The sequence below is a fragment of the Pseudomonas sp. HOU2 genome, assembly GCF_040729435.1.
GTDB lineage: Bacteria > Pseudomonadota > Gammaproteobacteria > Pseudomonadales > Pseudomonadaceae > Aquipseudomonas.
The window spans coordinates 4,021,400-4,045,956 of sequence record NZ_CP160398.1 but is presented as its reverse complement, the minus strand read 5'-3'; the positions used below and the strand labels follow the sequence as shown (position 1 = coordinate 4,045,956).

Genomic DNA, 24,557 nt, shown 5'->3' with positions numbered 1-24,557 from the left:
GAAGGCCTGCCCGGTTGCGCCTCAATCGGCTGCGCAAAGCTGCCTGACTGCCCCTTCATCGGGCAACGTCAACCGCACAACGTTGTCCTTCAACCTGTCCCTGATTTTCAGAGCAACGGCGGCGCGTGCCGGAGCATAGAGGGTCTCAGACAAGTAGGCGCCGGCGTAACGCATACACACGTCGCCGCGCACATCCTCGGCCTGAAACAGCTCGGCCAGGGGGTTGCCGCCAAGCACCCGATCAGTCGCAAGCTCAAGATAGACACTGGTCAAGGAGGTCGGCGTGTTCGCGACGACCACCAGCAGGCGCACAGCCGTGGCGGACGCAAGCCCATCTTCGGACTCGGACGCCAGGATGCTCTTCTGGATGTGCCTGCGCAGCAAAACCATGGCCGACTCGGTGCCGGACAGGCCTGCCAGACGTCGCAGCGCTACAGATGCAGCGCCGCTGTTATCCACAGCGTCGCTGAACATCGCGGCGATGACCCAATCACCTAGCGACTCGACATTATCCTTTCCGATGGACCATTGCCGTCGAGTTCTGGAGTGGCGCAGCCAATAGTTATCCAGCAACTGCACATACGCGCCATACCAGTCGATCTCCGCCGTCTTTTCGATTTTTTTATTGGCCGCCAATTGCGCCAGCAACAGGCACTCGATCAAATCGTCATAGTGCGCCAGCTCATCCGTTGCCGGAATCAGCACAACGGCGCCGCCAACAATCAATACTGAATATTCGCCATTCATACCAACGCTCCCGATAACAAAAAAGGCAGCCGAAACCGGCTGCCTTTTTTTGATCAATCAAATTTCAATATCGACAATCTTGTCACTGTGAGCGATGAGTTTATTTTTAATATTTTCACGAACCAAGTCCGCTTTTAATGTGTTTTTGACAAATACCGTTTCGCCTCGATACAGGTTTACATTACGCACGTCGACGTCGACAAACAGCACTTTGGTAGACGTATTCTTGCGCTGGAAACGTACGGCGCCCAGGGCCATGATCGCCTCACCGTTGACTTCAACGCACGCACCCGCGGAAATTCCACCCACACCGTGTTGCAGCAGATTGCGCTCATAAACCGTCAGCGCAGCAGTATCACGCTTTTGCAGGGCGGCAATCGCATCTCCCGCCACCTTGAGCATCAACGCCGTAGCCGGGCCTGGCAGTGCAGCGCCGGCAATCACGGAGCCGAGAATTTCCAGTACCAGCTTATCCATACGCACGCTGGTGCCCGCGACGTCCAGGTTGCTGTAATACTTGGTGACTGGCGTCCAGCCGGCCTGGGTCATCACCTCACGAAAACGCAGATACCACTCCTTACCCTGCTCTTCGGCCGGGTATTGTTTGTTGGCTGCAAGCGTGGCAAAGAGGAAGGCGTTTTCCGCATCGGATCGGTTTTGGGCGCTGATTCCGCCCGCAAAGCCCAGCGAACCTTCTCCCACAACAGAACCCTTCGACGGTGCTTCTACGTCGTCCCCTACAGCCATCAGGGCGCGAGGACGAATAACCAACCGGTCGTCGATCTCACACTCTTCAATCGCTTTAACACAAGAAGCAATATAACTTTCACGAACAGCTTGATTATGCACAATAAAATCCTTATTAATTATCTGACAAGTTCCTCTTGAACTTGCGATAAAACAATAACCAAACAAACATACAACCACAAACCCGAATCTGTAACATCATATCCAAACAACAAAAACAACTAACAAACGACAACAACACAACGATCAAAATAAAATCCGGAAAAATGAGCTGCCGTGCGCAGCATCTTCTGCGCACACAAGCAACTAAGCGACTGATAGACTCGCTGCCACCCCTCTCCGGATGCGAGCCGCCCTCATGCTCCACGTGTTATTCAGCGTTTACCTGAAGATGCTGGTGCTCTACAGCCCGTTCTTCGTGTTGTCCTGCTTCATCAGCCTGACCCGGGGCTACTCGCGCAAGGAACAGCGGCGCCTGGCCTGGAAAGTGGCGATTGCCACGCTGGTCTCCAGCGTCCTGCTGTACCTGTTCGGACGGGTGATTTTCGATGTGTTCGGGATCACTGCGGACGCATTCCGCATCGGTGCTGGCAGCGTGCTGTTCATCTCGGCGCTGGGCATGGCCCAGGGTAAGCCGGTGGTGCAGAGTGACAACGTGCAGCAGGACGTAACGATCGTTCCGCTGACCATCCCGCTGACCGTCGGCCCCGGCACCATCGGTGCCCTGCTGGTGATGGGCGTCAGCCAGCCGCACTGGGACGACAAACTGACCGCGATCATGAGCATCACCCTGGCCAGTTTCACCGTCGGCGTGGTGCTGTATCTGTCCAATCACATCGAACGGGTTCTGGGCGATCAAGGCCTGCAGATCGTCAGCCGGCTGATGGGGTTGTTCGTCTGTGCGCTGGCGGCGCAAATCATCTTTACCGGGATCAAGGGCTACCTGGTGTCCTGAGGGAAAGTCAGAAGGTGTAAACCTTATTCAGGACGAGACAGAATCAGGAAAAGGGCCTGTGCAGTAGTCTGCGCAGGCCTTTTCAGCTGCCCTTCTGTTTTACGCCGGCACAGCGCTCAGCAACTGCGCAAGCGTTGCACCACCGTCGGCATCATCGGCTCCGACGATTTCCCGCAGCCTCTGCACCAGACTCGATACCGCATGGGAACGCCCGCCCTCGAACCCGAGGAAGACGTCGCCACGCATCGCCGGATCCACCGAGCACACATCCCGCAGGATCAGGCTGTGCTGGCGATCCGGATCGACGATCAGCAAGTGCTCGTCGACGAACGACAGTTGCAGTGTTTGCGGTGCGTCCAGCGCCCAGACCAGCTTGCCGGGAATTGCCGGGACCTCGCCCAGCGGGTGACGGCAATCGACGATCACTGAATCCAGCCGCAGCCAGCAGGCCCTCGACAGGTGATACGTCACGCCGCCCTGCCCCAGGCGCAACACCAGACAGCTCACGTCATCAGCGATCAGTGGCAACAGGTCTTCGACCTTGCTCTGGCCCTCGACCACCAGCACTTCGGCGTCGCGCCGCATGTATTCGAACGGACCGATGCTTTGCTGACCGGGATAGACGTGCACGCGGTGTGCCTGAGGCTCGTGCAACAGCACATGCCGATGGCGAGTGCCGAGCAATTCGCAATCGTGCGGCAGGTCCTGGCCCGCTACCCGGATCAGTTGTGCATTCGCCACGTCGAACCATTGCAGGTTGCCCGCGCCGGACTCCACGACGATGTAGGGCTCATGCTCGGCGGTCTCCACCAATGCCTGCAGAGATTGCGGCAAATGCGCCGCGTGCTCGCTTGCCCAGTGATGATCGACGCCAATGACTCGCTCAGCTTCCTGATATCGCAGCTTGAGTGACACGCCGTCGAACGATGTCCCGCACAGACCGGAGCCGTCATTGCGCACGGCGCTGAACCGCCAGTCGTCCCACTCGGCCTGCGGTGCGGGCAGCACGTCGCTTGCCAGTAACTGTGCGCCGTCGCCGAACGCTGGCTCGAGTTGCCGGCTGTCGAAGAACCGCTGACTGCAAATCTCACCGCTGGCGACATCGAGCAGCCAGACCGCCTGGTTGTCCGGTGTGACCCCGAGCAGGCGCATTTCCCGTTCATGCCCGGGGTCGCACAACAGCAGACGGTTATCCACAAACCAGGCGCACAGGCTGCGATCACCGGCGGCGTTGCGCAGACCCAGAATGGCGAAACTGTTGACCGGGTACTTCGTCGCCAGCGATTCGAGTGCTTGCCACCAATGTGCACGTCCCTTGAGCCAGCGCTCACTCAAGCCACCCAGCAGCACTTCACCCTCTGCGCTCAGGTTGAAGAACAGACCGTCGTCGGTCAGGGCCAGATACCCGTCCTGTACCGGCACCACGTCATTGAGCCCATCAGGCTGCAGCCATTGATGCGTCCATTGCGCCGGCCAGCGCTCGCTGCCAGCGGGCCCGCGACGTTGCACCTTGCACAGTTTTTGCGCCCGCCGGTCGTAGATGAAGAACAGCTCGTGCTCATCGTCGACCGGCAGCAGCAACAGTTCACCCAGATGCTTGATCGAATCGGCCCAGCCGCGGGTATGCCCGAAGGCAAACGGATGAATGCACAACAGGTCACGGCTGCGAATCCAGACCAGGTCGCGCTGGTCCGGATCGAACGCCCAGCAGACCGACACGTAAGCGGCCGGTTGCCAGTCGACGGTGCTGACGCCTGCGCGCTCGGGCACCGGGGCTAACGTGAAAGAGTGACCAAGCACCACCGACCAATCCGTCAAGGTCGGGTGGGCGAACACTCGGCGGCCCAGATCACGGTCAATCTCTCGGGTAACTGCCACCAGTTGCAGCAGGCCCTCATGGATCAGGTAGTTGAGCTGCGTGACTTGCTGATCGGGACCCAGCCATTGCTGTTCGATATGAAGCACGCCTTGGGCATCGACATCGATACGCCGAACGCTGCACTGCCCCTCCATCACCAGCAACCGGTAACGGTATTTGAGCAGACCGCTGACAGCGTCGACCTGCCAGATATCGTAGTTGTGCACCTCATAGAAAAAGGCAGAATCGCCGACCACCGCCGCCAGCAGCATTTCATCGGCCGCCAGTACCTCTTCACTGCGAATGTACAGAAAGCGATCCCCGGCGGCGTCGTACCAGGCTGTGGTTTGACGCGGCTGTCCCTCGGGCTCGAAAGGAATCGGAAAGTGATGAACCGGTGTGTACGGCAGCACCAGCCGATGCTCCCGCGCCAGCATCTGGTAATGCGTGAGCAGCGACTGCTCGTTCTCCCCGACTGGCGCGCTCTGCCCGACAATGTCCAGTCGCCTGTCACTGCGGTTGACCTTGAACAATTGCTGCCCATTCAGCTGGAGCATGACCTCATGCCGTCCTTTGCCGTCGAACGTCACCTGCACGCCAGCCACAGAAAGAACCCCGCCGACGTCGATCCGCACATCGCTCTCGGTGGCCCAGGTGGCTAGCAGATTCCAGCGGCACAGCTGCAGGCTGGGCGACTGCAACTGGACATTGACCCCGCGATTGAGGATCAGTGAACAGGCGCCGCCCGCACCTTCGATGCGGTACGACACCTTGTCGTGCCAGACGGGGGGCATCATTGGCACCGCCAGCGCACGTTCTCGGGCATCCAGCCGTACCTCGATCACGGTTGGCCGATACGACGGTGCCAGACGGTTGACGATGTAGTGCACGGGAAAGGAATAGAACGAAAACAGAAACCGCCACTGGCCAGCCGCATCTTTCTTCTCCAGCTTGCGGGCTGTATCGAAGCCGGTGTCGTGACGCAGTGTCGAGAATGGCAGCGCCTTGTATTCGTAACCGTAGTACGTGGTCGGCGTGCACGGCAGGACAACCAGTTGCGTGGGCGGTGGGTCAAAACGGATGTAACCGGGCAGACCCAGTTCACGCCGCAGATCGAGCGCCTGTTGATCATCCGGATTGAAATCCGGCACTCCGAAATGATCGCGCAGCCGATACACCTTCGGACTGTCGAGCACCATCCTGGCGCGAGTGAAGTCCAGGCCATGGACGACCAGCGAGGGGTGAGCGACCCACGCCCCAAGCCCATCGTCATACCGATAACCGACACCCCGACAGGCCCGCTCCAGATCATCGAAAAACAGCCCGACCTCCTGCGCCTGCTCGGCGATCCTGGCAAACCCCTGGGCCAGGGCCGCCACCCCCACGGCCAATCCGCCCAGAATCACTCCGGCCCCGCCGAGCACGGCTGCCGCAGTCGCCGCGCCCGCCGTGGCGGCTCCCAGGCCACCGGCGGTCAACGCCAGACTGGCGGAGTCGAAGGCCAATTGGGTACCGAACTGCGCGCGCTCGATCTCATTGTCCGCGGTCGCCAATTGATAGATGTCGAAGCCGACATTGGCCAGCCCCAGCACCGCGCCCACGCCTTCGTTGGCAACATGTCCCAGCGCCTCGCCCACCACCGGCGCACAGGTACGGGCGATGATCTTCTCTTCATTGAGTGCGGTTTTGATCAGATTGATCAGGCCGGCGACGTCCGTGACATTGCCGTGCACCAGTTGTGCGTAATTGACGTAAGCGTGCAACCGCACGGCGGTGGTCAAGGTGCGGTCATCCCCCTCTCGTCCACGCAGGACGTTCATCAGTGCCTGAATCGTGAAGCCGGTATTGAGGGTGTGAACGGCACCCGCCTCTGCCATCTGCGGCGCGGCTCGAGTGCCAAGTGCCGAAAACTGCTCCGACAGGTAATTTCTGATGCGCAGCAGACGATGATCGGTGCTGACCACCTGCACCACATGCTCGGCCTGCGACGGATCGATCAGGTTGATCCGGTACTCGCCGGTGGGCGTTATCTCCAGGGTTTCGAAGACCGGCACCAGCGGTTTTGCCGAAGCATGCAAGGCCTGTAAAGCGTCAGTCGCCAGGGCAATCTGATGTCCCCACCAGTGACTGTCCAGCTCGCGCAGGCTGCGTCCCAGATGCGGATTGCTGACCAGCGAATGGCCGCGGGCACTGCTCAGGCGCCGACGGATCGGCCGTTGCGTCTGTTCCGACAGGACATTGTCGGACTCCAGCAGTTGCCCGACATGAAATCCGCCAGACAGGTTCAGAGCCGATATCTTTTGCCCCTGCAGCTCGATCAGATCAAACGTCGGGCGGGCGGCGTCGCCGTAGGCCGCATAGTATTTCGCCATGCCCTGCTTCTGGAACAGGTCGGTCAGTGCCCGCTGGAACTGGTCCGCCTGGGTGAACTCGAACACGCCGAAATTGGGATCATAGAAGTGATAGGTGGCGTGTTCACCCTTGTAGATTTTCGCCACCAGCATGGCGTGGTTGTCCGAATTGAGCATCAGCGTGCGCGAGCTGGCGAACCCTTCCAGCGTTGCGCCAAGCTGCTGCAGTTCGACACGCCCCAGCGGCTTGCCGATGTCGTGCAATTGCACGTCGCGCAATTCCTCGAGTGCTTCCAGAAATACCATTGAATCGGGTTGCTGCGGCTCGGCAGTGGTCAGGAAAAATCGCTCGCGCAAACGTCGCGACGCTGCATCGCCGTGCTCCAGAGCAGCGCTCATGATCAGCGCCAGCGGGTAACAGCGGCCACCGGGATCACCCGGCCCCTGGAGCAACAGATCCTGCGGCACCAGCTTGACGTCACTGGCCTCGATTTGCCCCAGTACCTGACCCAGCCGCAGGATCACCTGCTCACGATGCTCACGGGTGGCGATGGTCTGGATATGGGCAACATGACGCCCCCATTGAAACAGCGTATGCGCCTGCGACAGCGCGGCTCGTTTCAACGTCAACGCGCTGTCCGACGACACCATCGGTTGGTCGACATGGCTGGCGAGACCGGCCATGAATTGCGGCGCCCGATGCTGATACAGATGGCGTTCAATGGCCGCATAACGCACCGACGCTCCTACCTCGGCAACGCTGTTGGCGAGGTTTTCGAGTTCGGCGGCAAGTTGCGTGAAGCTTGAGTTATCCAGTGAACGTGCGCCGAGCAGCTGTCCCAACACCACCCGTTGCAAAGGGCTGACCTGGAAGAACTGCAGCGAACCCTCGGCAATACCGCTTAGCAACTCATCCAGCGCCAGTCCCTGAATCCGCGTATCGCTGAGCGACGCCGGAGCTTGCAAGTTGACAGGCTGGGCCTTGATGGCCTGACGTTCATCGAAACCCAGCCCCGGCCCTGCGGGAAAAATCAGCGGACCGTTATGACCTTGCCTCATCGCCGCCAGGAACGGTGCACCGAGTCGGTCGATCATTCCTTGCAAGACCTCCGTCAGCAGCACCGGCCGCCCCTCGATGATCGGCCAACCCTCTTCGAACGTCACAGTCTGCTGCTTGAGCAAGGCTGCAACATCACCGTTGTAACGGACACTGAAGCGTCCTTGTCGCCAACGCTGCTGCTCGTCGATGACCCATTGTTCGTCATCGCCGGCGTTGTCTTTCCAAGAGTGATCCTGCTCCTCCTCGGTCTTGTCATTGATCATCCAGAGCGGTTCTATGGCAGTCTCGAGGCGCACGGTCTCATCTTCACGCGGGACGAAGTTGTGCCGCTCATAATCGCGCATGCCAGCACGCATCGCGGTCGGGCCAGTCAGAAAAATCGTCCATTCGCTCTGCGGACGGATGCCGTCTTCAAAATGCCCGGCGACCGCCAGAATCAGTTCGTTAGCCGTAGAACCTTCGATCGAGGACAGAGCAGAAATGGGCCCGCAGTTTTCCTCGAATACCTCGCGCGCAAGCGTCGACATGCCGTGGAAATCGCTCAGCGCAACACCGCGCGTGGCCGCCAGTCGAGCCGTCAGGTCGATGAAGTCATAGTTGAAGCGAAACCGGTCGATCACGCTTTTGAGCATCGGCGATCGGGCATGGGCCATCAGAAAGGAATTGCTCAGAGAGCCCTGCACAGCAACTGCTCGCAAGTCCTGTGGGCGCACGAGCAGCTCGGCTGGCGCCTGGAACACTTCATTCAGCGCCGGTTGCTGCCGGGCAAACGTCTCAAGCGCGGCGCGGTGTTGCTCGGGAATGCTTGCCAGATAATCAGTGTACTGGTGGCGCAGCGCCTCGCGTGCAGGCATCCAGTGCCGATTGTGATCGAGCAGCAGTTGCAGAACGCCAACGCGTGCCCGGGGGTCAAACCCGCTGATATCAACGCCGCCCAGGGTCTTGACCAGTGGCGGCAGATTATCAACATCGGCATAACCGCCGCCCTCATCGTACAGGGCCTCGGCGCGCACCACATCGGAAGCAGCGGCCAGATTGCCGCGCAACCGGATTTCGCGCTCGTAGATATCCTGCAACTGCAGCGGAGTATCCAGGGCGTTCAAATCGCGCAACTGCAGGTCGCCTCCTGCGAGCTCGAGCAGACTGCGGCGGTTTTGCTCGATCAACGTCTCCAGTTGCGCGGCGTCCTGCCCATAGGCGCGAGCCAACAGATCGATCCGTGCTTCATCGGCTGAAAGTCCCTGCGCCAATGCGGCATCGATGTGCATGGACATCTGTTGTTTAAGGACGATGGCCCGTTCTTCGTACAGCGTGCTCAGCTGGTCTGTGGAAACACTGTCGCTGCCATCCTGTTGCAGGGCGTCAGCCTTGGCCGCCTCGACGATCAGCTTGTTGGTTTGCCAGGCCAACAACGCGTCGCTGTCATACCAGAGATGCAGACTGTAACCTTGCCCGTTCAGCACCTGTTTCCAGAGGTTGAGGTAGTCACGCTGTATCTCGCCCACTCCACCACCGAGCCAGACAAAGTGCAGATTCCTGGGCACGGCAGTCGGGGTGCTCTTCGCGTAAGCCAAACTGTTTTGCAACCGGGTTTCGAAGGCTTGAATGCTGTCATAGATACGCAATAACCGTGCAGGCTGGCTATCAGGCTGGTGTTCGCGTGGGGCACCAATCAACTGGCCGATCGACTGTTTGAGCAGTGCCAAGGGCTCGATCAGTCGTGGTGAATCGAGTAAGCCGATACAGGCAAAGTAATAACGCAACACTGACTGATAAGAATCACTATTGCGGTGCGCCGACATGGCCTGTTCCAGATCAGCCTGTTTGAACAAGTTGATGAATTTGACAAAACCGCTGGCGTCTTGAGGTCTTCGATCCTGCATGAAAGTTTCTCCTTTGCCCTGACCATTAACGAGTGCCCGCTGGCACCTGCATGGAGAGCAAACTAACTTCTGACAAATCGGAGCTCAAACTTCAAAACTTTCAACACATGTCAAAATCGACCACTAAAAAGCAACTGATAGCGCATGTAACAGCAACCAGTTATTTCGATAATCAATGTACAAATCAAACATACCTGAGCAGAACGCGACATTATCAGAACTGGAAATTCAGGTCTGTTTATCAGCATTCAAGATAAGTCGAACAGAATGTAACCAACGAGAATACTCCCACGCAAAAGCGGAGCCGATCCTACAAGTCCCGTTGAACAATATGACGCGGTCAGATCCGGAAACAATCGCGCGGAAAAATGCGCATGGCAAGAGAGGTTTCTCTCTCGCCACTCCTTCATGCCTGCGGTTTTTCGCCGTACCAGCGCGGCGTGTAGACCCACTCGCCACCTTCAGCCTTGGGAAAGGTGCACGTCGTTGAAGAACCAACCAGCACCATGGTGCGCATGTCCACCTGATCCGGGGTCAGTTGCCCCAGTGTCGTCACGCGCAGGGTCTGCCCCGGACGACCGATGTCGCGCCCCAATACCACGGGCGTCGCCGCAGTGCGATGTTGCGCGACGATTTCCAGCGCGCGCCCCAATTGCCAGGGACGCGCGCGGGAGATCGGGTTGTAGAAGGCCAGCGCCAGATCGGCCTCGGCCGCCAGATCCAGACGCTTTTCAATGATCGACCACGGTTTGAGGTTGTCCGACAGCGACATCACGCAGAAGTCATGTCCCAGTGGCGCGCCTGCTTGTGCGGCCGTGGCGAGCGAAGCGGACACCCCCGGCAGGATTTCCAGCTCGACGCTGTGCCAGGCTGGATCGGTCGACTCGTGCAATGCTTCGAGCACCGCTGCGGCCATGGCGAACACTCCGGGGTCGCCGGACGAGACCACGATCACCGAACGGCCCTCGGCCGCCAGCCGGAAGGCGTGGCGGGCACGCTGCATTTCTTCGCGATTGTCGGTGCAGTGCTGCACCTGATCATCGCGAAACGGGCCGGCCATGCGCACATAGGTTTCATAACCGAGCACATCGGTGGCCCGCGCCAGTTCCGCCTTGACCGCAGGCACCATCAATTCGGCAGCGCCAGGGCCGAGGCCGATCACCGCCAGGCGCCCACGTTGACGACCGATCTGCGCGACGTCCAGCGGCTGTTCGGCGCGCGCAATCACCAAGCCGTTGGCACTGCTGATCGAGGCCTGCGGCAGTGCGTGACGAGCCAACTCATTGAGGTCTTTTTGCGCCGTGACAAAGCGCAGCGGCACACCCAGTTCGAGGGCGGCTTCACGCAGTTTCGCCGACGCCATTTCAGTGTCAGCCGCCAGCAGACAGGCCAGCGACTGCTGCGCAACCCCGGCCTGCTGCAACGCGGCGCGCACGGCATGCGGCAGATCGTCCAACTGCGCACTCACCGCCACAGCGACGCTGCGCGGATAGATCAGCAACTCGTTGGCGCTTGCAACACGCTCGGCACTGCCGACATGAATCGAGCGCTGCGCCTGCGGGTCTTGCGGCAACTGCGCCTGCTCCAGCCACGGCGCGGCACCTTCGATGCGCACGCTGTGCCCGGCCAGCAGATCGGACACGAAACGCTTGCCCAGCTCCAGATCAGCCAGCGCATAGCCGTTGGGTGGATTGAGCAGACAAGTGCCAAAGCGCAACTCGCCACTGGTGGTGATCGCCGCCGCGACTTGCAATGCGGCACCGATTTCCCGGGCCATGACGTTCACCCCGCCGAGGCCGCCGAGCAGCGGCACCACGGCGCTGCCGTCTTCGGCCACGGCGAGCACCGCAGGCTCGGCACCCTTCTCCAGCAGCACCGGCGCCAGGGTGCGGATGACAATGCCGGCCGCGCACAGGGCAATGATCGGCGTGTCCTGCTGATACAACTCACGCAGCGTCGCGCCGAACTCCTGATAGGTGCAGTCGGCGCCTTCAACGCGTCCGGCGAGGCCGTGGATCTGCGCCGTCGGATACAGCTGCTGGATCCGCCGCGCGGTGGCAAGCGCGCCCTGTCCGAGGATGACAATGGCCGGTGTGGATGGCGTCATCAACCTTGCCACCGTTCGCCCGGGACGATGATCAGCGAGAAGTACGGCGAGGACATCGGCTCGACCTGATCCAGCGGCACGATCTTCTGATTGGCCATGGTCGCGCGTTCGACGTACAGCGCACGCTCGGCCAGACCGAGCTCTTCGAGCACCGCACGAACTTTGGGAAAGTTGCGCCCCAGCTTCATGATCACCGCTGCATCGGCGTCGGCCAGGCGTCGCTTCAGATCCTCGTGCGGCAGCACGCCGGAAAGCACCGACAGGCTCTGGTTGCGATACACCAGCGGCGCGCCGAGCACCGAGGCGCCGCCAAGCATCGAGCACACGCCCGGCACCACTTCGGCTTCATAGCGCGTGGACAACCGATCGTGCAGATACATATAGGAGCCGTAAAAGAACGGGTCGCCTTCGCAGATCACCGCCACATCACGGCCGGCGTCCAGATGCGCAGCCACGGTCTCGGCGGCTTCATCGTAGAAATCGCTGATCACTTGCTCGTAGGACAGCGGCGCCGGCAGCACTTCGGTGGTCACCGGGTACACCAGCGGCAGCAGATTCTGCGCATCCTGCAGATGCGCTTCGATGATGCCGAACGCGTTGCCTTTCTTGCCCTTGGCAACGAAGTACGCCACCACTGGCGACTCGCGCAACAGACGCAGGGCTTTGACGGTGATCAGTTCCGGATCACCGGGGCCCACACCGAGGCCGATCAGACGTCCTTTGGCCTGCATCATTCGATCTCCGTGGCGAGGGCATTGACTGCGGCGGCAGCCATGGCGCTGCCGCCGAGCCGGCCTTGCATGATCACGAACGGTACGCCGCGACTGTCAGCCGCCAGCGCCGCTTTCGATTCGGCGGCGCCGACGAAGCCCACCGGGAAGCCGAGGATAAGCGCCGGTTTCGGTGCGCCGGCGTCGAGCATTTCCAGCAGGTAAAACAGTGCGGTCGGCGCGTTGCCGATCACCACCACGCTGCCTTCCAGGTGTGGACGCCACAACTCCAGCGCCGCCGCCGAACGGGTGTTGCCCAACTCACGGGCCAGCTCCGGCACGCTGTCATCGCGCAGGGTGCAGATCACTTGATTGTTCGCCGGCAGACGGGCACGGGTCACGCCTTCGGAAACCATCCGCGCATCACACAGGATCGGCGCGCCGGCTGCCAGTGCATCGCGCCCGGCCTTGCCGGCACCTTCGGAAAATTGCAGACCGTCAATGGCCTCGACCATGCCGCAGGCGTGGATCACCCGCACCGCGAGTTTTTCCAGATCGGCCGGGATGCGTGCCAGATTGGCCTCGCTGCGAATGATCGCGAAGGAGTTGCGATAGATCTCCTGACCGTCGCGGATGTAATCAAGCATCAAGGGGGCTCCGTGAGCGGGCGTCGAGCAGGGTCGCGGCCGCTTCAATAGTAAGGTTGCGTGCGTGCAGCGCGCCGAAACCCGGCAGCGCTGCATCGCGAAAATAGAGGTCGTAATGACCAGGGCTGACCGCCAGCAATGTCGCCGGGGTGCGATGGGCTGCAGCGCAAGAGCGCGGGCAACCGGACAGGTGCACGTTCTGCGCCTGTGGCAACAGCGTCGCCAGCCGCCGGGCGTCGTGTTTGGTATCGGCCAGGCCTTTGCCGCAGCCACTGGAGCCGGTGCAGGCGATCAGCCGGGACAGCGGCTCGCTGACGTCGGTCAGCCAGTGCAATGGCGTCAGATTTTCCAGGACTTGCGCCGCGTCGGTGGGCTTCACGTTCGGCAACAGCAGACTTTGCCAAGGGGTGAAACGCAGGGTGCCGTCACCGTACTCGCGGGCCAGTCGGGCCGCGCCACGCAGCATGGCCGGATCGAGACGGCCGAGCGCCGGAACCGCGCCGACATACACCCTGTCGTCAGCATTTTGCCGGTGAACACCGATGTGCAGCGCATCCGCCAGCGGCGTGCGCTGTCGGGCAATGGCGGCGTTGATCGCCACGCGTTCGCGTAACTGTTCGAGAAAGGCCAGCATCGGCCATTCATCGAGCAGATGGCGCATGCGCGTCTGCTCCGGTCGAGCCCGCTCAAGGAACAACTCCAGCACCGCGACCACTAGCGCATGGCCGTGTTCCACGGTCACGGCACCGGCCGCACGATCGGTCGGGCAGCCGGCCAGACCGAACGCCAACAAGACTTCACCGTCACGTTCGAACGCCGACAGCCACAGATCGTGCGGATGCTCGAGCATCGCCAACGCCTCCCCGCCGTCGAGTTGCACGGCGAACTTGGCGCTCAACTCGTGAAAGCGCGGATGCGTCTGCAGGGTCGCCAGAATCTGTTCGGCCAGTGGCCGGGTATCGAACAGCAGTTGCCTATCGATCCCGGCACTCGGGCTGAGCATCAGATTGCGTACATCGTCACCCGCTGCAGTTTGCGGCCCCAGGCCGGCGGCCAGCAAACTGTCGATCAACGCTGCGGATTGCTCGCCAATAGCTCGAATCTGCAGATTGGCGCGGTTGGTCGCCTCGATCGCGCCACTGGCAAAACGCTCGGCAGCATCAGCCACCGCGTCAGCCTGATCAGCAGTGATCGAGCCACCATTGAGTTTGATCCGGCAAATGCCGCCGTCCAGCGCCTGGACAATACGCAGCAACCCCGGACAAGCCGAGGGGCGCAAAGCGGTGGACAGAGGACGTTCGTTCAAGGGATGACCGGCTGGCTGGCAGCGCTGTGGTGGGCGAAAGGTCGCCATTATGCCTGCTTTGCCCGAGCGCATGAAAATGCCTGCCGGTCGGAAACTACGCTGATGGCACTTTTTCAACGTAAAAGTGCTTCATCGCACGGAGTTCAAAGTTCGTAGTCTTCAAAATCGAATTTAACCCCCTCCAGGGCTTTCTGCACACTGAGGCGGCGGGCATCCATGACACGGCGGCTGATCACCACCTTACGCACCATTACATCTAGTTGAGTCATGACTTGCGAAACATCCCAGAAAAAATACACAGTATTCATACTCGATTTAATAAAGCGGATATTGGTAACGAGCAACTCCATATCGCCGTTGGCGTTATAGCTGACCGGCATGATCTTGAAATCAAATAGCTTGCCACTGATGCCTTTGACTTTTTTCAAAAGTTCCATGTCCCTTTCCAGCGCAACCAGTCCACGGTCAACCCCGTCCACTTGATCACGACTGAGCAATGGCGATGCAACTTCCTCCCAGAGCCTGCGCACATTGCCATTGAACTGCGGCTGCACATGCTCTATCGGCCGATGATCGCGATTCCAGCCATGTGACCACAGGAGATCGGCGAAGTAATCGATCCAGCGTCCCGGTTGCGTCTCACTTTTGTAAGTGATATCTGCCTGGCGTTGTGCCAGATAAATACAGTTCAAGGCGAATTGGTAATCCTCGCGAGACTGTCCCTGAGTTCCGGCCAGCAATATGTCGCCGACTAAAGTCGCGTTATGTTTTATGTCATCCATGTTTTCCAACCTTATTGCAGGTGGACGCCAACAAGGCGTCCGTCAATTAGTTACCGAACACTTACGCACGGCTTACAAGTTTTTTCAGCTATAACTTTTCAAACTTGATAAAAACAAAATAACAAAGGAGCTCAATTCGCCAACCCGTTTTGAAACACATAACATTTCAACCGTTGCCAGCGTCTGCGACAAGGCGTCAGCGCCAGACAACAGAAGCCGCGCTATCATGCGCCGCTTGAGCGGGCACGAGCGATGTGAGGAACGGCATGACACCCTGGCTGACGGTAGTGGGAATCGGTGAAGAAGGCTTCAAGGGCCTGGGCAAAAATGCCCGGCGCGCCCTGATGGGCGCCTCGCGGATCATCGGCGGTCAGCGGCAACTGGACTTGCTGCCGGTGTGCATTCGCGGCGAACGCACTTTGTGGCCAAGCCCGTTTTCCCTCGCGCCGGTTTTGCAGCAACGCGGCGAAGCCGTGTGCGTGCTGGCCAGTGGTGATCCGATGTTCTACGGCGTCGGTGCCAGCCTCGCGCGGCAGGTGCCGAGTGCCGAGATGCTGATCCTGCCCGCGCCATCCTCCTGTTCGCTGGCAGCCGCCCGCCTCGGCTGGCCGTTGCAGGATGTAGTGACATTGTCGCTGGTCGCGCGACCTTTGGCGGCACTCAATGCGCAGCTGTTCAGCGGGGTGCGCCTGTTGCTGTTGAGCAATGACCGGCAAAGTCCGGCGGCAGTCGCGGCGCTGCTGCGTGAGCGCGGTTTTGGCGGCAGTCGCCTGAGCGTTCTGGAGCACTTGGGGGGCGATGCCGAGCGGCGCATCGACGGTACAGCCGATGACTGGAGCGATCCAACGATTGCCGATCTGAATGTGATCGCCATCGAATGCCTGGGCGATGCGCAGGCACCACGCCTGTCGCGTCTTGCCGGGCTGCCCGACTCGGCATTCCAGCACGACGGTCAACTGACCAAACGCGATGTCCGCGCCATCACCCTCGCCCGCCTCGCACCGATCCCCGGCGAATTGCTGTGGGATGTCGGCGGCGGTTGCGGCTCGATCGGCATCGAATGGATGCGCACACACCCCAGCTGTCGGGCCATCGCCATCGAGGCGGATGAGGGCCGACAGGCGTTGATCGAACACAACCGCGACGCATTGGGCGTACCCGGCCTGCAACTGGTGCGGGGTCGCGCGCCACAAGCCCTCGCCGACCTCGAGCGCCCGGACGCGATCTTCATCGGCGGCGGCGTGACTCGCGAAGGCGTGTTCGAAACCTGCTGGGAACAACTCAAACCCGGAGGCCGCATGGTCGCCAACGCCGTGACCCTGCAAAGCGAAGTCACGCTGATGCACTGGCGCGAACGCCACGGCGGCGAACTGACGCGCATCCATGTCGCTCAGGCGCAACCACTGGGCGAGTTCGACACCTGGCGACAGGCGCTGCCGATCACCCTGCTGGATCTGGTCAAACCCCTCGATGCGTGACGAAACCGCCGAACAACCCGCCCCGCTGCGCAGCGGTCTGACCACTGGCAGCTGCGCCACTGCCACCAGCCTCGCCGCCGCGCGACTGCTGCTGGGCGGCACGTCGGCGGACGCCGTGCAGATCGTCCTGCCCAAGGGTAAGCAGGTGCAGATGCGTCTGGAATTCTGCCGCTTGACCGAGGATGGTGCCGAAGCCGGGACGATCAAGGACGCCGGCGACGACCCGGACGTGACCCACGGTGCGCTGCTCTATTCCCGCGTGCGCTTGCAGGCCGAACCGGGGATTCGCTTCATCGCAGGCGCAGGCGTCGGCACTGTCACCCGCCCGGGGCTGGTGCTCGGCGTCGGTGAGCCGGCGATCAATCCGGTGCCGCGAAAGATGATCAGCGACCACCTCAACCTGCTCGCCGCCGAAAGCGGATATGCCGGCGGTTTCGAGGTGACGGTCAACGTCGAGGGCGGCGAGGCGCTGGCGCTTAAAACCATGAATCCGCGTCTGGGCATTCTCGGCGGGCTGTCGATCCTCGGCACCAGCGGCATCGTCCGGCCGTTTTCCTGCGCGGCCTACATCGCCTCGATTCACCAAGGTATCGACGTGGCGAAAACCAACGGTTATCTGCACATTGCCGCGTGCACCGGCAATGCCAGCGAAGACACCATGCGCCGGGTCTACGACCTGCCGGAAATCGCCTTGATCGAAATGGGCGATTTTGTCGGCGCGGTGCTCAAGCACCTGCGCAAAGTGCCTGTGGATAAACTCAGCCTGTGTGGCGGCTTCGGCAAGATCAGCAAACTGGCGGCCGGGCACATGGATCTGCACTCACGGCATTCCAGTATCGACCTGCCGCAACTGGCTGAATGGGCAGCAGCGATTGGCGCCGATCAGGCGTTGCAGCAAAGCATTCGTGAAGCGAATACCAGTCAGCAGGCCTTGGCGATGGCCAGCGCGGCGGGCGTCGCCCTCGGCGATGAAGTCTGCCGCCATGCGCTGAATTTCGCCCGCAGCGTGGTGCCGGCGCAGGTGCAGGTCGAGGTGTTTGCGATTGATCGCCAGGGCGGGATTGTCGGCCATGCCGGAGGTTTTGCATGAAGCGCATTCTGTTGCTTGGCGGCGTTACCGAGGCGTTGGCCATCGCCCGTACCTTGGGGCCGCAACACATTTACAGCCTGGCGGGCGTGGGCCGAGTGCCTACCGACCTGAACTGTCAGGTGCAGGTCGGCGGCTACGGCGGGGCCGAAGGGCTGGCGCAATTCATTCGCGCTGAAGGCATCGACCTGCTGTTCGATGCGACCCACCCCTACGCCGCGCAAATCAGCCACAACGCCGCCCGCGCCGCGCAACTCGCCGGCATCCCCTGCTGGGCCTTGCGCCGCCCGGCATGGCAGCCGCAGCCGGGCGACGACTGGCGTGAAGTCAGCGACTGGGCCGAACTGACCGCAGCCCTCAAACCGTTCCGCCGCCCGCTGTTCACCCTCGGCCGCGAACCGCTGCAACACCTCGACGAGATCCCTGCCAACCAGTTCTGGACCCTGCGCGCCCTCGACGTCTACCCCGGCAACGAACGCTGCGAAGTGATCGGCGCTCGAGGGCCATTTTTGCTCGACGACGAACGCGCGCTGTTCGAGCGTCGACAGATCGATGTGCTGATCAGCAAGAACAGCGGCAGCAGCGCGACCGAGCCGAAGCTGGAAGTGGCGCGGGAGTTGGGGGTGCCGGTGATGGTGTTGAAGCGGCCGATGCTGCCGGGGGTTGATCGGGAGTTTTGGACGCTTCAAGAAACACTTGTTGAATTGGAGACGATCACCTCCTGAGGCAAGATCCACGGCTTGCATGACAAGTAACCTATTTGTTACCTTCAGGGCCGACTGTGATCACACTCGAAGAGTATCTACAAGAAAACGATTCAAGCCCGTTTGGCCGTTGGATCTCCACTTTGAGCGTGCCGGCCGCAGCGAGGGTTTCGAAAGCCTTGGCACGGTTGGAAGCGGGCAACACCTCCAACATCAAGTGGTTCGATGGTCTCGGCGAATACAAAATAAACTGGGGTCCTGGCTATAGAATTTATCTGATACAAGAGGGAAAACGACTGATCATCTTGTTCGGTGGAGGAGATAAATCCACACAGAGACAGGACATCAAACAGGTGAAAGCACTGATAGCCGAATTTCGAATTCGAAAAAAAGCTGAACAGAACCAGAGGTAATTTGATGGCGCTCACTCGAAGCTACAAAATTTCAATTTCAGAGCGTGCAAAACGTGATCCCGAATTTGCCCAGGCATTACTGGACGAAGCCGCAACGCTTTTTCTGAATGGCGAGCCAGAAGTTGCGAGGATAATTTTGCGCGACCTCGTCAATGCAACTGTCGGATTCGAAGAACTTGCAAGGGAAACTGAAAAGCCCAGCAAAAGCCTGCATCGAATGTTGTCCGCCAAAGGCAACCCGAGCATGGACAATCTGGCAAAAATTTTTTCGGTAATCCGAACTACGCTGGGAGTAGACATGGAGGTTCACGCGGTACCAGTGAGCTGAGCGATTGGTTGATGAGATTGCTGCGACACCAAACCGCACGACGCCTTTTTACTTATCGGCCCTGATCAGGCTAAATAGCCGCGCCTGATCGCCCACCCAACGGATCTGTCCCATGAACCGACACCGGCTAGCCATTGCCTGGATCGCCTGCTTTGCAGTGCTGTTCAACATGCTCGCCATGCCGATGACCGGGGCGATGGCGCAGGCGGCCAATTCACCGGCCGAACAGTTGCTGTGGAGCAGTTTCTGCACCGGCAGCGGGACGAAGATGGTGGCGATCAACATCGGCACCCCGGAGCAGAAAGCCCCGTCCAACGACAGCCATTCCAACATGCAGCATTGCTGGTGTTGTTCGGGTTCAGCGCCGCTGGTGGCGCTGCCGGGCCATACGCCGCAGCTGTATTTCGCTCGCTACGAAAGCAATCGCAGCGTGGCGCCGCCCTCGTTGCAAACACCGACACCGCGCCAGCAATGGCCGAGCCTCAATCCCCGCGCCTCGCCTCTGGTTTGATTTGTTCTCGCAATTGACCTGCGTATCAAATCGTTCTGGAGAACTGCCATGTTGAACAAACTCTTCGTCATCGCTGCGCTGTTGCTGCCGGCGTGCTTCGCCCATGCCCACGAATACAAGGCCGGCGAGCTGGAAATCGCTCACCCGTGGTCGCAGGAGCTGCCGCCCAACGCGCCGACCGTCGCTGCTTATTTCGTGATCAGCAATCCCGGCAAGACCGACGACCGCCTGCTCAGCGTCGATTCGCCGATCACCGACCAAGCGCAACTGCATGAGCATGTGATGCAGGGCGATCTGATGAAAATGCAGGAGGTACCCAACGTGGTGATTCCGGCCGGCGGCAAGGTGACGTTCGCGCCGATGGCCTATCACGTGATGCTGCTCCACCCGAAAGACCGCAGCCTGCTCAGCGACGGCAAACGCTTCCCGCTGACCCTGCACTTCGAGAAGAGCGGTGACGTCACCGTCGAAGTCGCCGTGCAGAAGAAACCACCGCAAGACACCCAGGCACACGATCACGCCCAGTAACCGACCCGGCTGACCACGCCCGTGCGCCCGCAACGCGCCGGGGCGTCCCGCCTGCATCGCCAGAGCCAGACTCTGACCCGCGGTAGCTGGATCGCCCTGTTCGCCATGTTGATGATCTTCATCGGCCCGCTGATTTCTCAGTCGATGCCGATGGATCAGCACGTCTCGACTTCCATGCCGATGAGCATGGACATGGCGATGGACATGCCGGGCATGGATCATGCCGCGCACGGTGCACCATCGGCTGCCGAACACTGCCCGCCGCAATCCTCGCACCACGCCCTGTGGGAGAAGTGCGGTTATTGCAGCCTGCTGTTCAACTGCCCGGCGCTGACCGGTGGCGGCACGTTCGCCACGTTCAGCATCGCCCACGTCAACACCTTCACCCCGCGCTCCCCGCGTCTGGGCCATGCCCGGCAGACCTTCTTCCCCGGCGCCCGCACCCGCGCCCCGCCCGTCAACGCGTAAACACCGCACCTTTGATTGCACACGGTTGAGAAGACAGCTTCAGGCTGCCGGCCGTGTCGTTTACGACTGTTTGATGGAAATTGTCATGTCCAGGTTTTCTGCTGTTCCACGCTCGGGTTCTGCCCAGGCGTCTTTCGCGCTGAGCGCATCGCGCATTCGTTTCTCGCACGCTACTGCCGTCCTTTGCGGCGTCCTGCTGTCGCCGTTGGTGCTGGCCGATGACCACGCCGGTCACGTTGATGAACTCAGCCCGACGGTGATCACTGCCATCGCCCCCAGCTCACCGCTGACCATCGTCACTAACCCAAAGGACCCGCGCCAACCGGTGCCAGCCAGTGACGGCGGCGATTACCTGAAGACCATTCCCGGCTTCGCCCTGGTGCGCAATGGCGGCACCAACGGTGATCCGGTGCTGCGCGGCATGTTCGGTTCGCGACTGAACATTCTCACCAACGGCAGCATGCTGCTCGGCGCCTGCCCGGGGCGGATGGACGCGCCGACCTCGTACATCTCGCCGGAAACCTACGACAAACTCACGGTGATCAAAGGCCCGCAAACCGTACTTTGGGGGCCAGGCGCATCCGCCGGCACGATTCTCTTCGACCGTGAACCGGAAAGCTTCGGCGAACTCGGCACCCGGGTGAATGCCAGCGTGCTGGCCGGCTCCAACGGCCGCTTCGACAAGGTCATCGATGCTGCTGCCGGCGGGCCATTGGGCTACGTGCGGGTGATCGGCAATACCGCGCACTCCGACGACTATCGCGACGGCAACAACGACATCGTTGCCTCGCGCTACGACAAGTGGAACGGTGACATCGCGCTCGGCTGGACCCCGGACGCCGATACCCTGATCGAACTCACCGCCGGCAAGGGCGATGGCGAAGCGCGCTACGCCGGACGCGGCATGGACGGTTCGCAGTTCCTGCGCGAAAGCCTCGGGCTACGCTTCGAAAAATCCAACATCACCGACGTGCTGGAGAAACTCGAAGCGCAGGTCTACTACAACTACGCCGACCACGTGATGGACAACTACACCCTGCGCACACCGTCCGGCACCGGGATGATGGCCGGGCCCATGGCCTCCAACGTCGACCGCCGCACCCTCGGCGCGCGGATCAAGGCCACCTGGCGCTGGGCCGACATCCAATTGATTACCGGCCTCGACGCGCAGACCAACGAACACCGCCAGCGCAGCGGCATGGGCATCGACACCTACAAGGATCAGCCCTACACCAAGGACGCCGATTTCCATAACTACGGCGTGTTCAGCGAGATGACCTGGTACGCCGCCGACCGTGATCGCCTGATCACCGGCGCCCGGCTCGACCGTGCTTCGGCCAAGGATTACCGGCAGAGCATTGGTTCGGGAATGATGAGCCGGCCAAATCCGACCGCCGACGAGACCCGCGCCGACACCTTGCCAAGCGGCTTCGTGCGTTACGAGCATGACCTCGCTGACAGCCCGGTCACGCTATACGCCGGCCTCGGTCACGCGCAGCGCTTCCCGGATTATTGGGAGCTGTTTTCACCGAAGTCCGGCCCGGCCGGTTCGCTTAATGCGTTCGACTCGATCAAACCGGAGAAGACCACCCAGTTCGACTTCGGCGTGAACTACAAGACCACCGAACTCGAAGCCTGGGCCTCGGGCTACATCGGCGTGGTGCGCGACTACATCCTGTTCGACTACACGCCGACGATGATGGGCATGAGCACTTCGCGCGCGGAAAACATCGACGCACGGATCATGGGTGGCGAACTCGGCGCCGCCTACAAACTCACCGATAACTGGAAAGCCGATGCGACCCTGGCCTATGCCTGGGGCAAGAACAGCAGCGACGGCAAGGCCCTGCCGCAAATGCCGCCGCTGGATGCCCGCTTCGGCCTGACCTACAGCGAAGACAACTGGAGCGCCGGGGCGTTGTGGCGCGTGGTCGCGGCGCAAAACCGCATCGACCAGAACAAAGGCAACGTGGTCGGCAAGGACTACGCCAAGAGCGGCGGCTTTGGCGTGTTCTCGCTCAACGGCGCCTACCGGATCAACAAAAACTGGAAGGTCAGTACCGGCGTCGACAATCTGTTCGGCAAGGCTTACGCCGAGCACCTGAACCTGGCGGGCAACGCCGGTTTCGGCTACCCGGCCAACGACCCGCAAGCGATCAATGAACCGGGGCGCACGCTCTGGACCAAGGTCGATATGAGTTTCTAGAACACCGCGATTTTCCCGGTGTGAACACTGCCCTTGTGGCGAGGGAGCTTGTCGAGTCGTCGCACCGTCCCGCCGGGGCGCGCAGCGGCCCTTCTCTTTAGCTGAAAGAGTATGGGCCTGCTTCGCAGTCCAGCGGGAGCAAGCTCCCTCGCCACAGGTGTGCATGTCAGGCAAAACACTAAAAGATCCAAGCCAAGCGGAGCAAACGTGATGCAAAAGCCCAAACCGAATTTCTACAACCTGGCCTGGCGCTGGCATTTCTATGCCGGATTATTCGTCGCGCCGTTCATGGTAATGCTGGCCCTGACCGGCATCATCTACCTGTTCAAACCGCAACTCGACTCACTGATGTACAGCAGCCTGCTCAAGGTTCCGGCCGGGCATCACACGGTGCCGGCCGATGACCTGCTGCAACGGGTGAAAAGCGCTTACCCACAGGGCCAGATCACCCAGTACCTGCCACCGGCCAACGCCGAACGCAGCGCTCAGTTTGTCGTCAAGAATGAGGGCCATGAACTCAATGTGTTCATCGATCCGTACCACGGCGACATCCTTGGCGAGCAGGATGCCAAGCAGAATCTGCAAGCCATCGCCCGCGCCATCCACGGCGAATTGATGATCGGCACGCTCGGTGACCGCTTGATCGAACTCGCCGCGGGTTGGGGCGTGGTGCTGGTGGTGTCGGGGGTGTTCCTGTGGTGGCCGCGGGGTCAGGCCGCCGGAATTCTGTGGCCACGGCTGAACAGTCGCGGTCGCGTGTTGTGGCGGGACCTGCACGCGGTTACCGGGTTCTGGGGCGCGGCATTGCTGCTGGTGATGCTGCTCAGCGGCATGACCTGGACCGGCTTCTGGGGCAAGCAGTACGCCCAGGTGTGGAACGTGTTCCCGGCCGCGATGTGGAACAACGTGCCGACCTCCAACGTCGAGGCCGGCAGCCTCAACAACGCCGCGCGCCAGACCGTGCCATGGGCGATGGAAAACACGCCGATGCCGATGTCCGGCGACCACGCCGAACACATGGCTCACGGCGGCATGCAGCACGGTCCCGCCGCGCCTGCCATCAGCCTGCAGGATGTGCAGAACATCGCCGTCGAGCGCAAGGTCGAGCCCGGCTACAGCATCACCCTGCCGACCACCGCGACCGGTGTGTTCACCATCGCCGTGTTCGCCGACGACCCGCGCAACGACGCGACCCTGCATGTCGATCAGTACACCGGCAAGGTCCTCGCCGATGTGCGTTTTGAGCAGTATGGCGCGGTGGCACGGGCCACGGAAATCGGTGTGATGCTGCACGAAGGCAAGATGTTCGGCACGTTCAACCAGATCGTTGTGCTGCTGATCTGCCTGATGATTATCCTCAGTGCCGTCAGCGGCGTGGTGATCTGGTGGAAGCGCCGCCCGCAAGGCAAATTCGGCGTACCGCCGCTGCGTCATGACCTGCCGAAATGGAAAACCGGCGTGGCGATCATGCTGGTGCTGGCGCTGATTTTTCCGCTGGTGGGGGCTTCGCTGGTGCTGGTCTGGCTGCTGGATCGCCTGCTGTTGTCGCGTCTGGGCCGCCAAGCTGAATCTGCCTCAACTTCATCATGAAGCAGGCGAGATGCGCGTTTTAGACAGATCTTTAAACTGCCGGGGCTTAAACTCCGGCATTTTTTAGTGTTACTGTATAACGCAAATTGGC

General features: G+C 60.9%; 19 protein-coding genes. 11 read left to right on the top strand and 8 right to left on the bottom strand.

Annotated elements, in window-relative coordinates; all coding sequences use genetic code 11:
• Positions 1-21: 21 nt before the first annotated feature.
• Positions 22-747, bottom strand: a complete 726-nt coding sequence (locus tag ABV589_RS18245; RefSeq protein ID WP_367082889.1) for a hypothetical protein — start codon at positions 745-747, stop codon at positions 22-24.
• 57 nt (positions 748-804) lie between these two features.
• A complete protein-coding gene (locus tag ABV589_RS18240) occupies positions 805-1,596 on the bottom strand; it encodes a hypothetical protein (RefSeq protein ID WP_367082888.1) in 792 nt (263 codons plus the stop codon).
• Between the two features lie 256 nt (positions 1,597-1,852).
• Here ABV589_RS18240 and ABV589_RS18235 point away from each other — a divergent pair, with 256 nt between their 5' ends.
• On the top strand, positions 1,853-2,449 hold the full coding sequence (locus ABV589_RS18235) for a MarC family protein (protein WP_007961956.1): 597 nt from the start codon (positions 1,853-1,855) through the stop codon (positions 2,447-2,449).
• A 99-nt stretch (positions 2,450-2,548) separates the two neighbouring features.
• On the opposite strand, the gene ABV589_RS18230 is transcribed toward ABV589_RS18235, so the two are convergent.
• From ABV589_RS18230 to ABV589_RS18205, 6 genes are all read right to left on the bottom strand, one after another.
• Positions 2,549-9,601: a TcdA/TcdB pore-forming domain-containing protein gene (locus ABV589_RS18230; RefSeq protein ID WP_367082887.1), complete on the bottom strand. Its 7,053-nt coding sequence runs from the start codon at positions 9,599-9,601 to the stop codon at positions 2,549-2,551.
• 406 nt (positions 9,602-10,007) lie between these two features.
• Positions 10,008-11,708 (bottom strand): precorrin-3B C(17)-methyltransferase, encoded by a 1,701-nt coding sequence (cobJ, locus tag ABV589_RS18225; RefSeq protein WP_367082886.1) that lies wholly within the window; start codon positions 11,706-11,708, stop codon positions 10,008-10,010.
• Positions 11,708-12,439, bottom strand: coding sequence for a precorrin-2 C(20)-methyltransferase (locus ABV589_RS18220; RefSeq protein ID WP_027613582.1), 732 nt, complete (start codon positions 12,437-12,439; stop codon positions 11,708-11,710). The genes cobJ and ABV589_RS18220 overlap by 1 nt, the downstream gene beginning before the upstream one ends.
• Positions 12,439-13,065: a precorrin-8X methylmutase gene (locus ABV589_RS18215; RefSeq protein ID WP_102899398.1), complete on the bottom strand. Its 627-nt coding sequence runs from the start codon at positions 13,063-13,065 to the stop codon at positions 12,439-12,441. Before ABV589_RS18215 ends, ABV589_RS18220 begins: the two co-directional genes overlap by 1 nt.
• On the bottom strand, positions 13,058-14,356 hold the full coding sequence (gene cobG / locus ABV589_RS18210; protein WP_367086215.1) for a precorrin-3B synthase: 1,299 nt from the start codon (positions 14,354-14,356) through the stop codon (positions 13,058-13,060). Before cobG ends, ABV589_RS18215 begins: the two co-directional genes overlap by 8 nt.
• Positions 14,357-14,514: 158 nt before the next feature.
• Positions 14,515-15,153 carry a hypothetical protein gene (locus ABV589_RS18205; RefSeq protein ID WP_367082885.1) on the bottom strand — a complete coding sequence of 213 codons (639 nt, stop codon included), beginning with the start codon at positions 15,151-15,153 and terminating at the stop codon, positions 14,515-14,517.
• Between the two features lie 266 nt (positions 15,154-15,419).
• Here ABV589_RS18205 and cbiE point away from each other — a divergent pair, with 266 nt between their 5' ends.
• The 10 genes from cbiE to ABV589_RS18155 all read left to right on the top strand — a co-directional run bounded on the left by cbiE (position 15,420) and on the right by ABV589_RS18155 (position 24,466).
• Positions 15,420-16,631: a precorrin-6y C5,15-methyltransferase (decarboxylating) subunit CbiE gene (gene cbiE, locus ABV589_RS18200; protein WP_367082883.1), complete on the top strand. Its 1,212-nt coding sequence runs from the start codon at positions 15,420-15,422 to the stop codon at positions 16,629-16,631.
• Positions 16,624-17,721, top strand: a complete 1,098-nt coding sequence (locus ABV589_RS18195) for a cobalt-precorrin-5B (C(1))-methyltransferase (protein WP_367082882.1) — start codon at positions 16,624-16,626, stop codon at positions 17,719-17,721. Before cbiE ends, ABV589_RS18195 begins: the two co-directional genes overlap by 8 nt.
• Positions 17,718-18,443, top strand: a complete 726-nt coding sequence (locus ABV589_RS18190; protein WP_367082880.1) for a cobalt-precorrin-6A reductase — start codon at positions 17,718-17,720, stop codon at positions 18,441-18,443. The genes ABV589_RS18195 and ABV589_RS18190 overlap by 4 nt, the downstream gene beginning before the upstream one ends.
• 56 nt (positions 18,444-18,499) lie before the next feature.
• A complete protein-coding gene (locus ABV589_RS18185; RefSeq protein ID WP_085648101.1) occupies positions 18,500-18,835 on the top strand; it encodes a type II toxin-antitoxin system RelE/ParE family toxin in 336 nt (111 codons plus the stop codon).
• A gap of 4 nt (positions 18,836-18,839) precedes the next feature.
• Positions 18,840-19,163, top strand: a complete 324-nt coding sequence (locus ABV589_RS18180) for a transcriptional regulator (RefSeq protein WP_367082879.1) — start codon at positions 18,840-18,842, stop codon at positions 19,161-19,163.
• Between the two features lie 112 nt (positions 19,164-19,275).
• Positions 19,276-19,674 (top strand): DUF2946 domain-containing protein, encoded by a 399-nt coding sequence (locus ABV589_RS18175; protein WP_367082878.1) that lies wholly within the window; start codon positions 19,276-19,278, stop codon positions 19,672-19,674.
• Between the two features lie 48 nt (positions 19,675-19,722).
• A complete protein-coding gene (locus ABV589_RS18170) occupies positions 19,723-20,202 on the top strand; it encodes a copper chaperone PCu(A)C (protein WP_367082877.1) in 480 nt (159 codons plus the stop codon).
• Between the two features lie 21 nt (positions 20,203-20,223).
• Positions 20,224-20,670 (top strand): DUF2946 domain-containing protein, encoded by a 447-nt coding sequence (locus ABV589_RS18165; RefSeq protein WP_367082876.1) that lies wholly within the window; start codon positions 20,224-20,226, stop codon positions 20,668-20,670.
• Between the two features lie 85 nt (positions 20,671-20,755).
• Complete coding sequence (locus tag ABV589_RS18160; protein WP_367082875.1) at positions 20,756-22,876, top strand: TonB-dependent copper receptor; 2,121 nt, start codon at positions 20,756-20,758, stop codon at positions 22,874-22,876.
• 210 nt (positions 22,877-23,086) lie between these two features.
• Positions 23,087-24,466, top strand: a complete 1,380-nt coding sequence (locus ABV589_RS18155; RefSeq protein WP_367082874.1) for a PepSY domain-containing protein — start codon at positions 23,087-23,089, stop codon at positions 24,464-24,466.
• The last annotated feature ends 91 nt before the right edge of the window (positions 24,467-24,557 follow it).

Excerpts from the sequence above, each read along its gene's own strand:
- ABV589_RS18245 (WP_367082889.1), bottom strand. The coding sequence starts at position 747 with ATGAATGGCGAATATTCAGTATTGATTGTTGGCGGCGCCGTTGTGCTG.
- ABV589_RS18235 (WP_007961956.1), top strand. The coding sequence starts at position 1,853 with ATGCTCCACGTGTTATTCAGCGTTTACCTGAAGATGCTGGTGCTCTAC.
- ABV589_RS18230 (WP_367082887.1), bottom strand. The coding sequence starts at position 9,601 with ATGCAGGATCGAAGACCTCAAGACGCCAGCGGTTTTGTCAAATTCATC.
- cobJ (WP_367082886.1), bottom strand. The coding sequence starts at position 11,708 with ATGACGCCATCCACACCGGCCATTGTCATCCTCGGACAGGGCGCGCTT.
- ABV589_RS18220 (WP_027613582.1), bottom strand. The coding sequence starts at position 12,439 with ATGCAGGCCAAAGGACGTCTGATCGGCCTCGGTGTGGGCCCCGGTGAT.
- ABV589_RS18215 (WP_102899398.1), bottom strand. The coding sequence starts at position 13,065 with ATGCTTGATTACATCCGCGACGGTCAGGAGATCTATCGCAACTCCTTC.
- ABV589_RS18205 (WP_367082885.1), bottom strand. The coding sequence starts at position 15,153 with ATGGATGACATAAAACATAACGCGACTTTAGTCGGCGACATATTGCTG.
- cbiE (WP_367082883.1), top strand. The coding sequence starts at position 15,420 with ATGACACCCTGGCTGACGGTAGTGGGAATCGGTGAAGAAGGCTTCAAG.
- ABV589_RS18195 (WP_367082882.1), top strand. The coding sequence starts at position 16,624 with ATGCGTGACGAAACCGCCGAACAACCCGCCCCGCTGCGCAGCGGTCTG.
- ABV589_RS18190 (WP_367082880.1), top strand. The coding sequence starts at position 17,718 with ATGAAGCGCATTCTGTTGCTTGGCGGCGTTACCGAGGCGTTGGCCATC.
- ABV589_RS18180 (WP_367082879.1), top strand. The coding sequence starts at position 18,840 with ATGGCGCTCACTCGAAGCTACAAAATTTCAATTTCAGAGCGTGCAAAA.
- ABV589_RS18175 (WP_367082878.1), top strand. The coding sequence starts at position 19,276 with ATGAACCGACACCGGCTAGCCATTGCCTGGATCGCCTGCTTTGCAGTG.
- ABV589_RS18170 (WP_367082877.1), top strand. The coding sequence starts at position 19,723 with ATGTTGAACAAACTCTTCGTCATCGCTGCGCTGTTGCTGCCGGCGTGC.
- ABV589_RS18160 (WP_367082875.1), top strand. The coding sequence starts at position 20,756 with ATGTCCAGGTTTTCTGCTGTTCCACGCTCGGGTTCTGCCCAGGCGTCT.
- ABV589_RS18155 (WP_367082874.1), top strand. The coding sequence starts at position 23,087 with ATGCAAAAGCCCAAACCGAATTTCTACAACCTGGCCTGGCGCTGGCAT.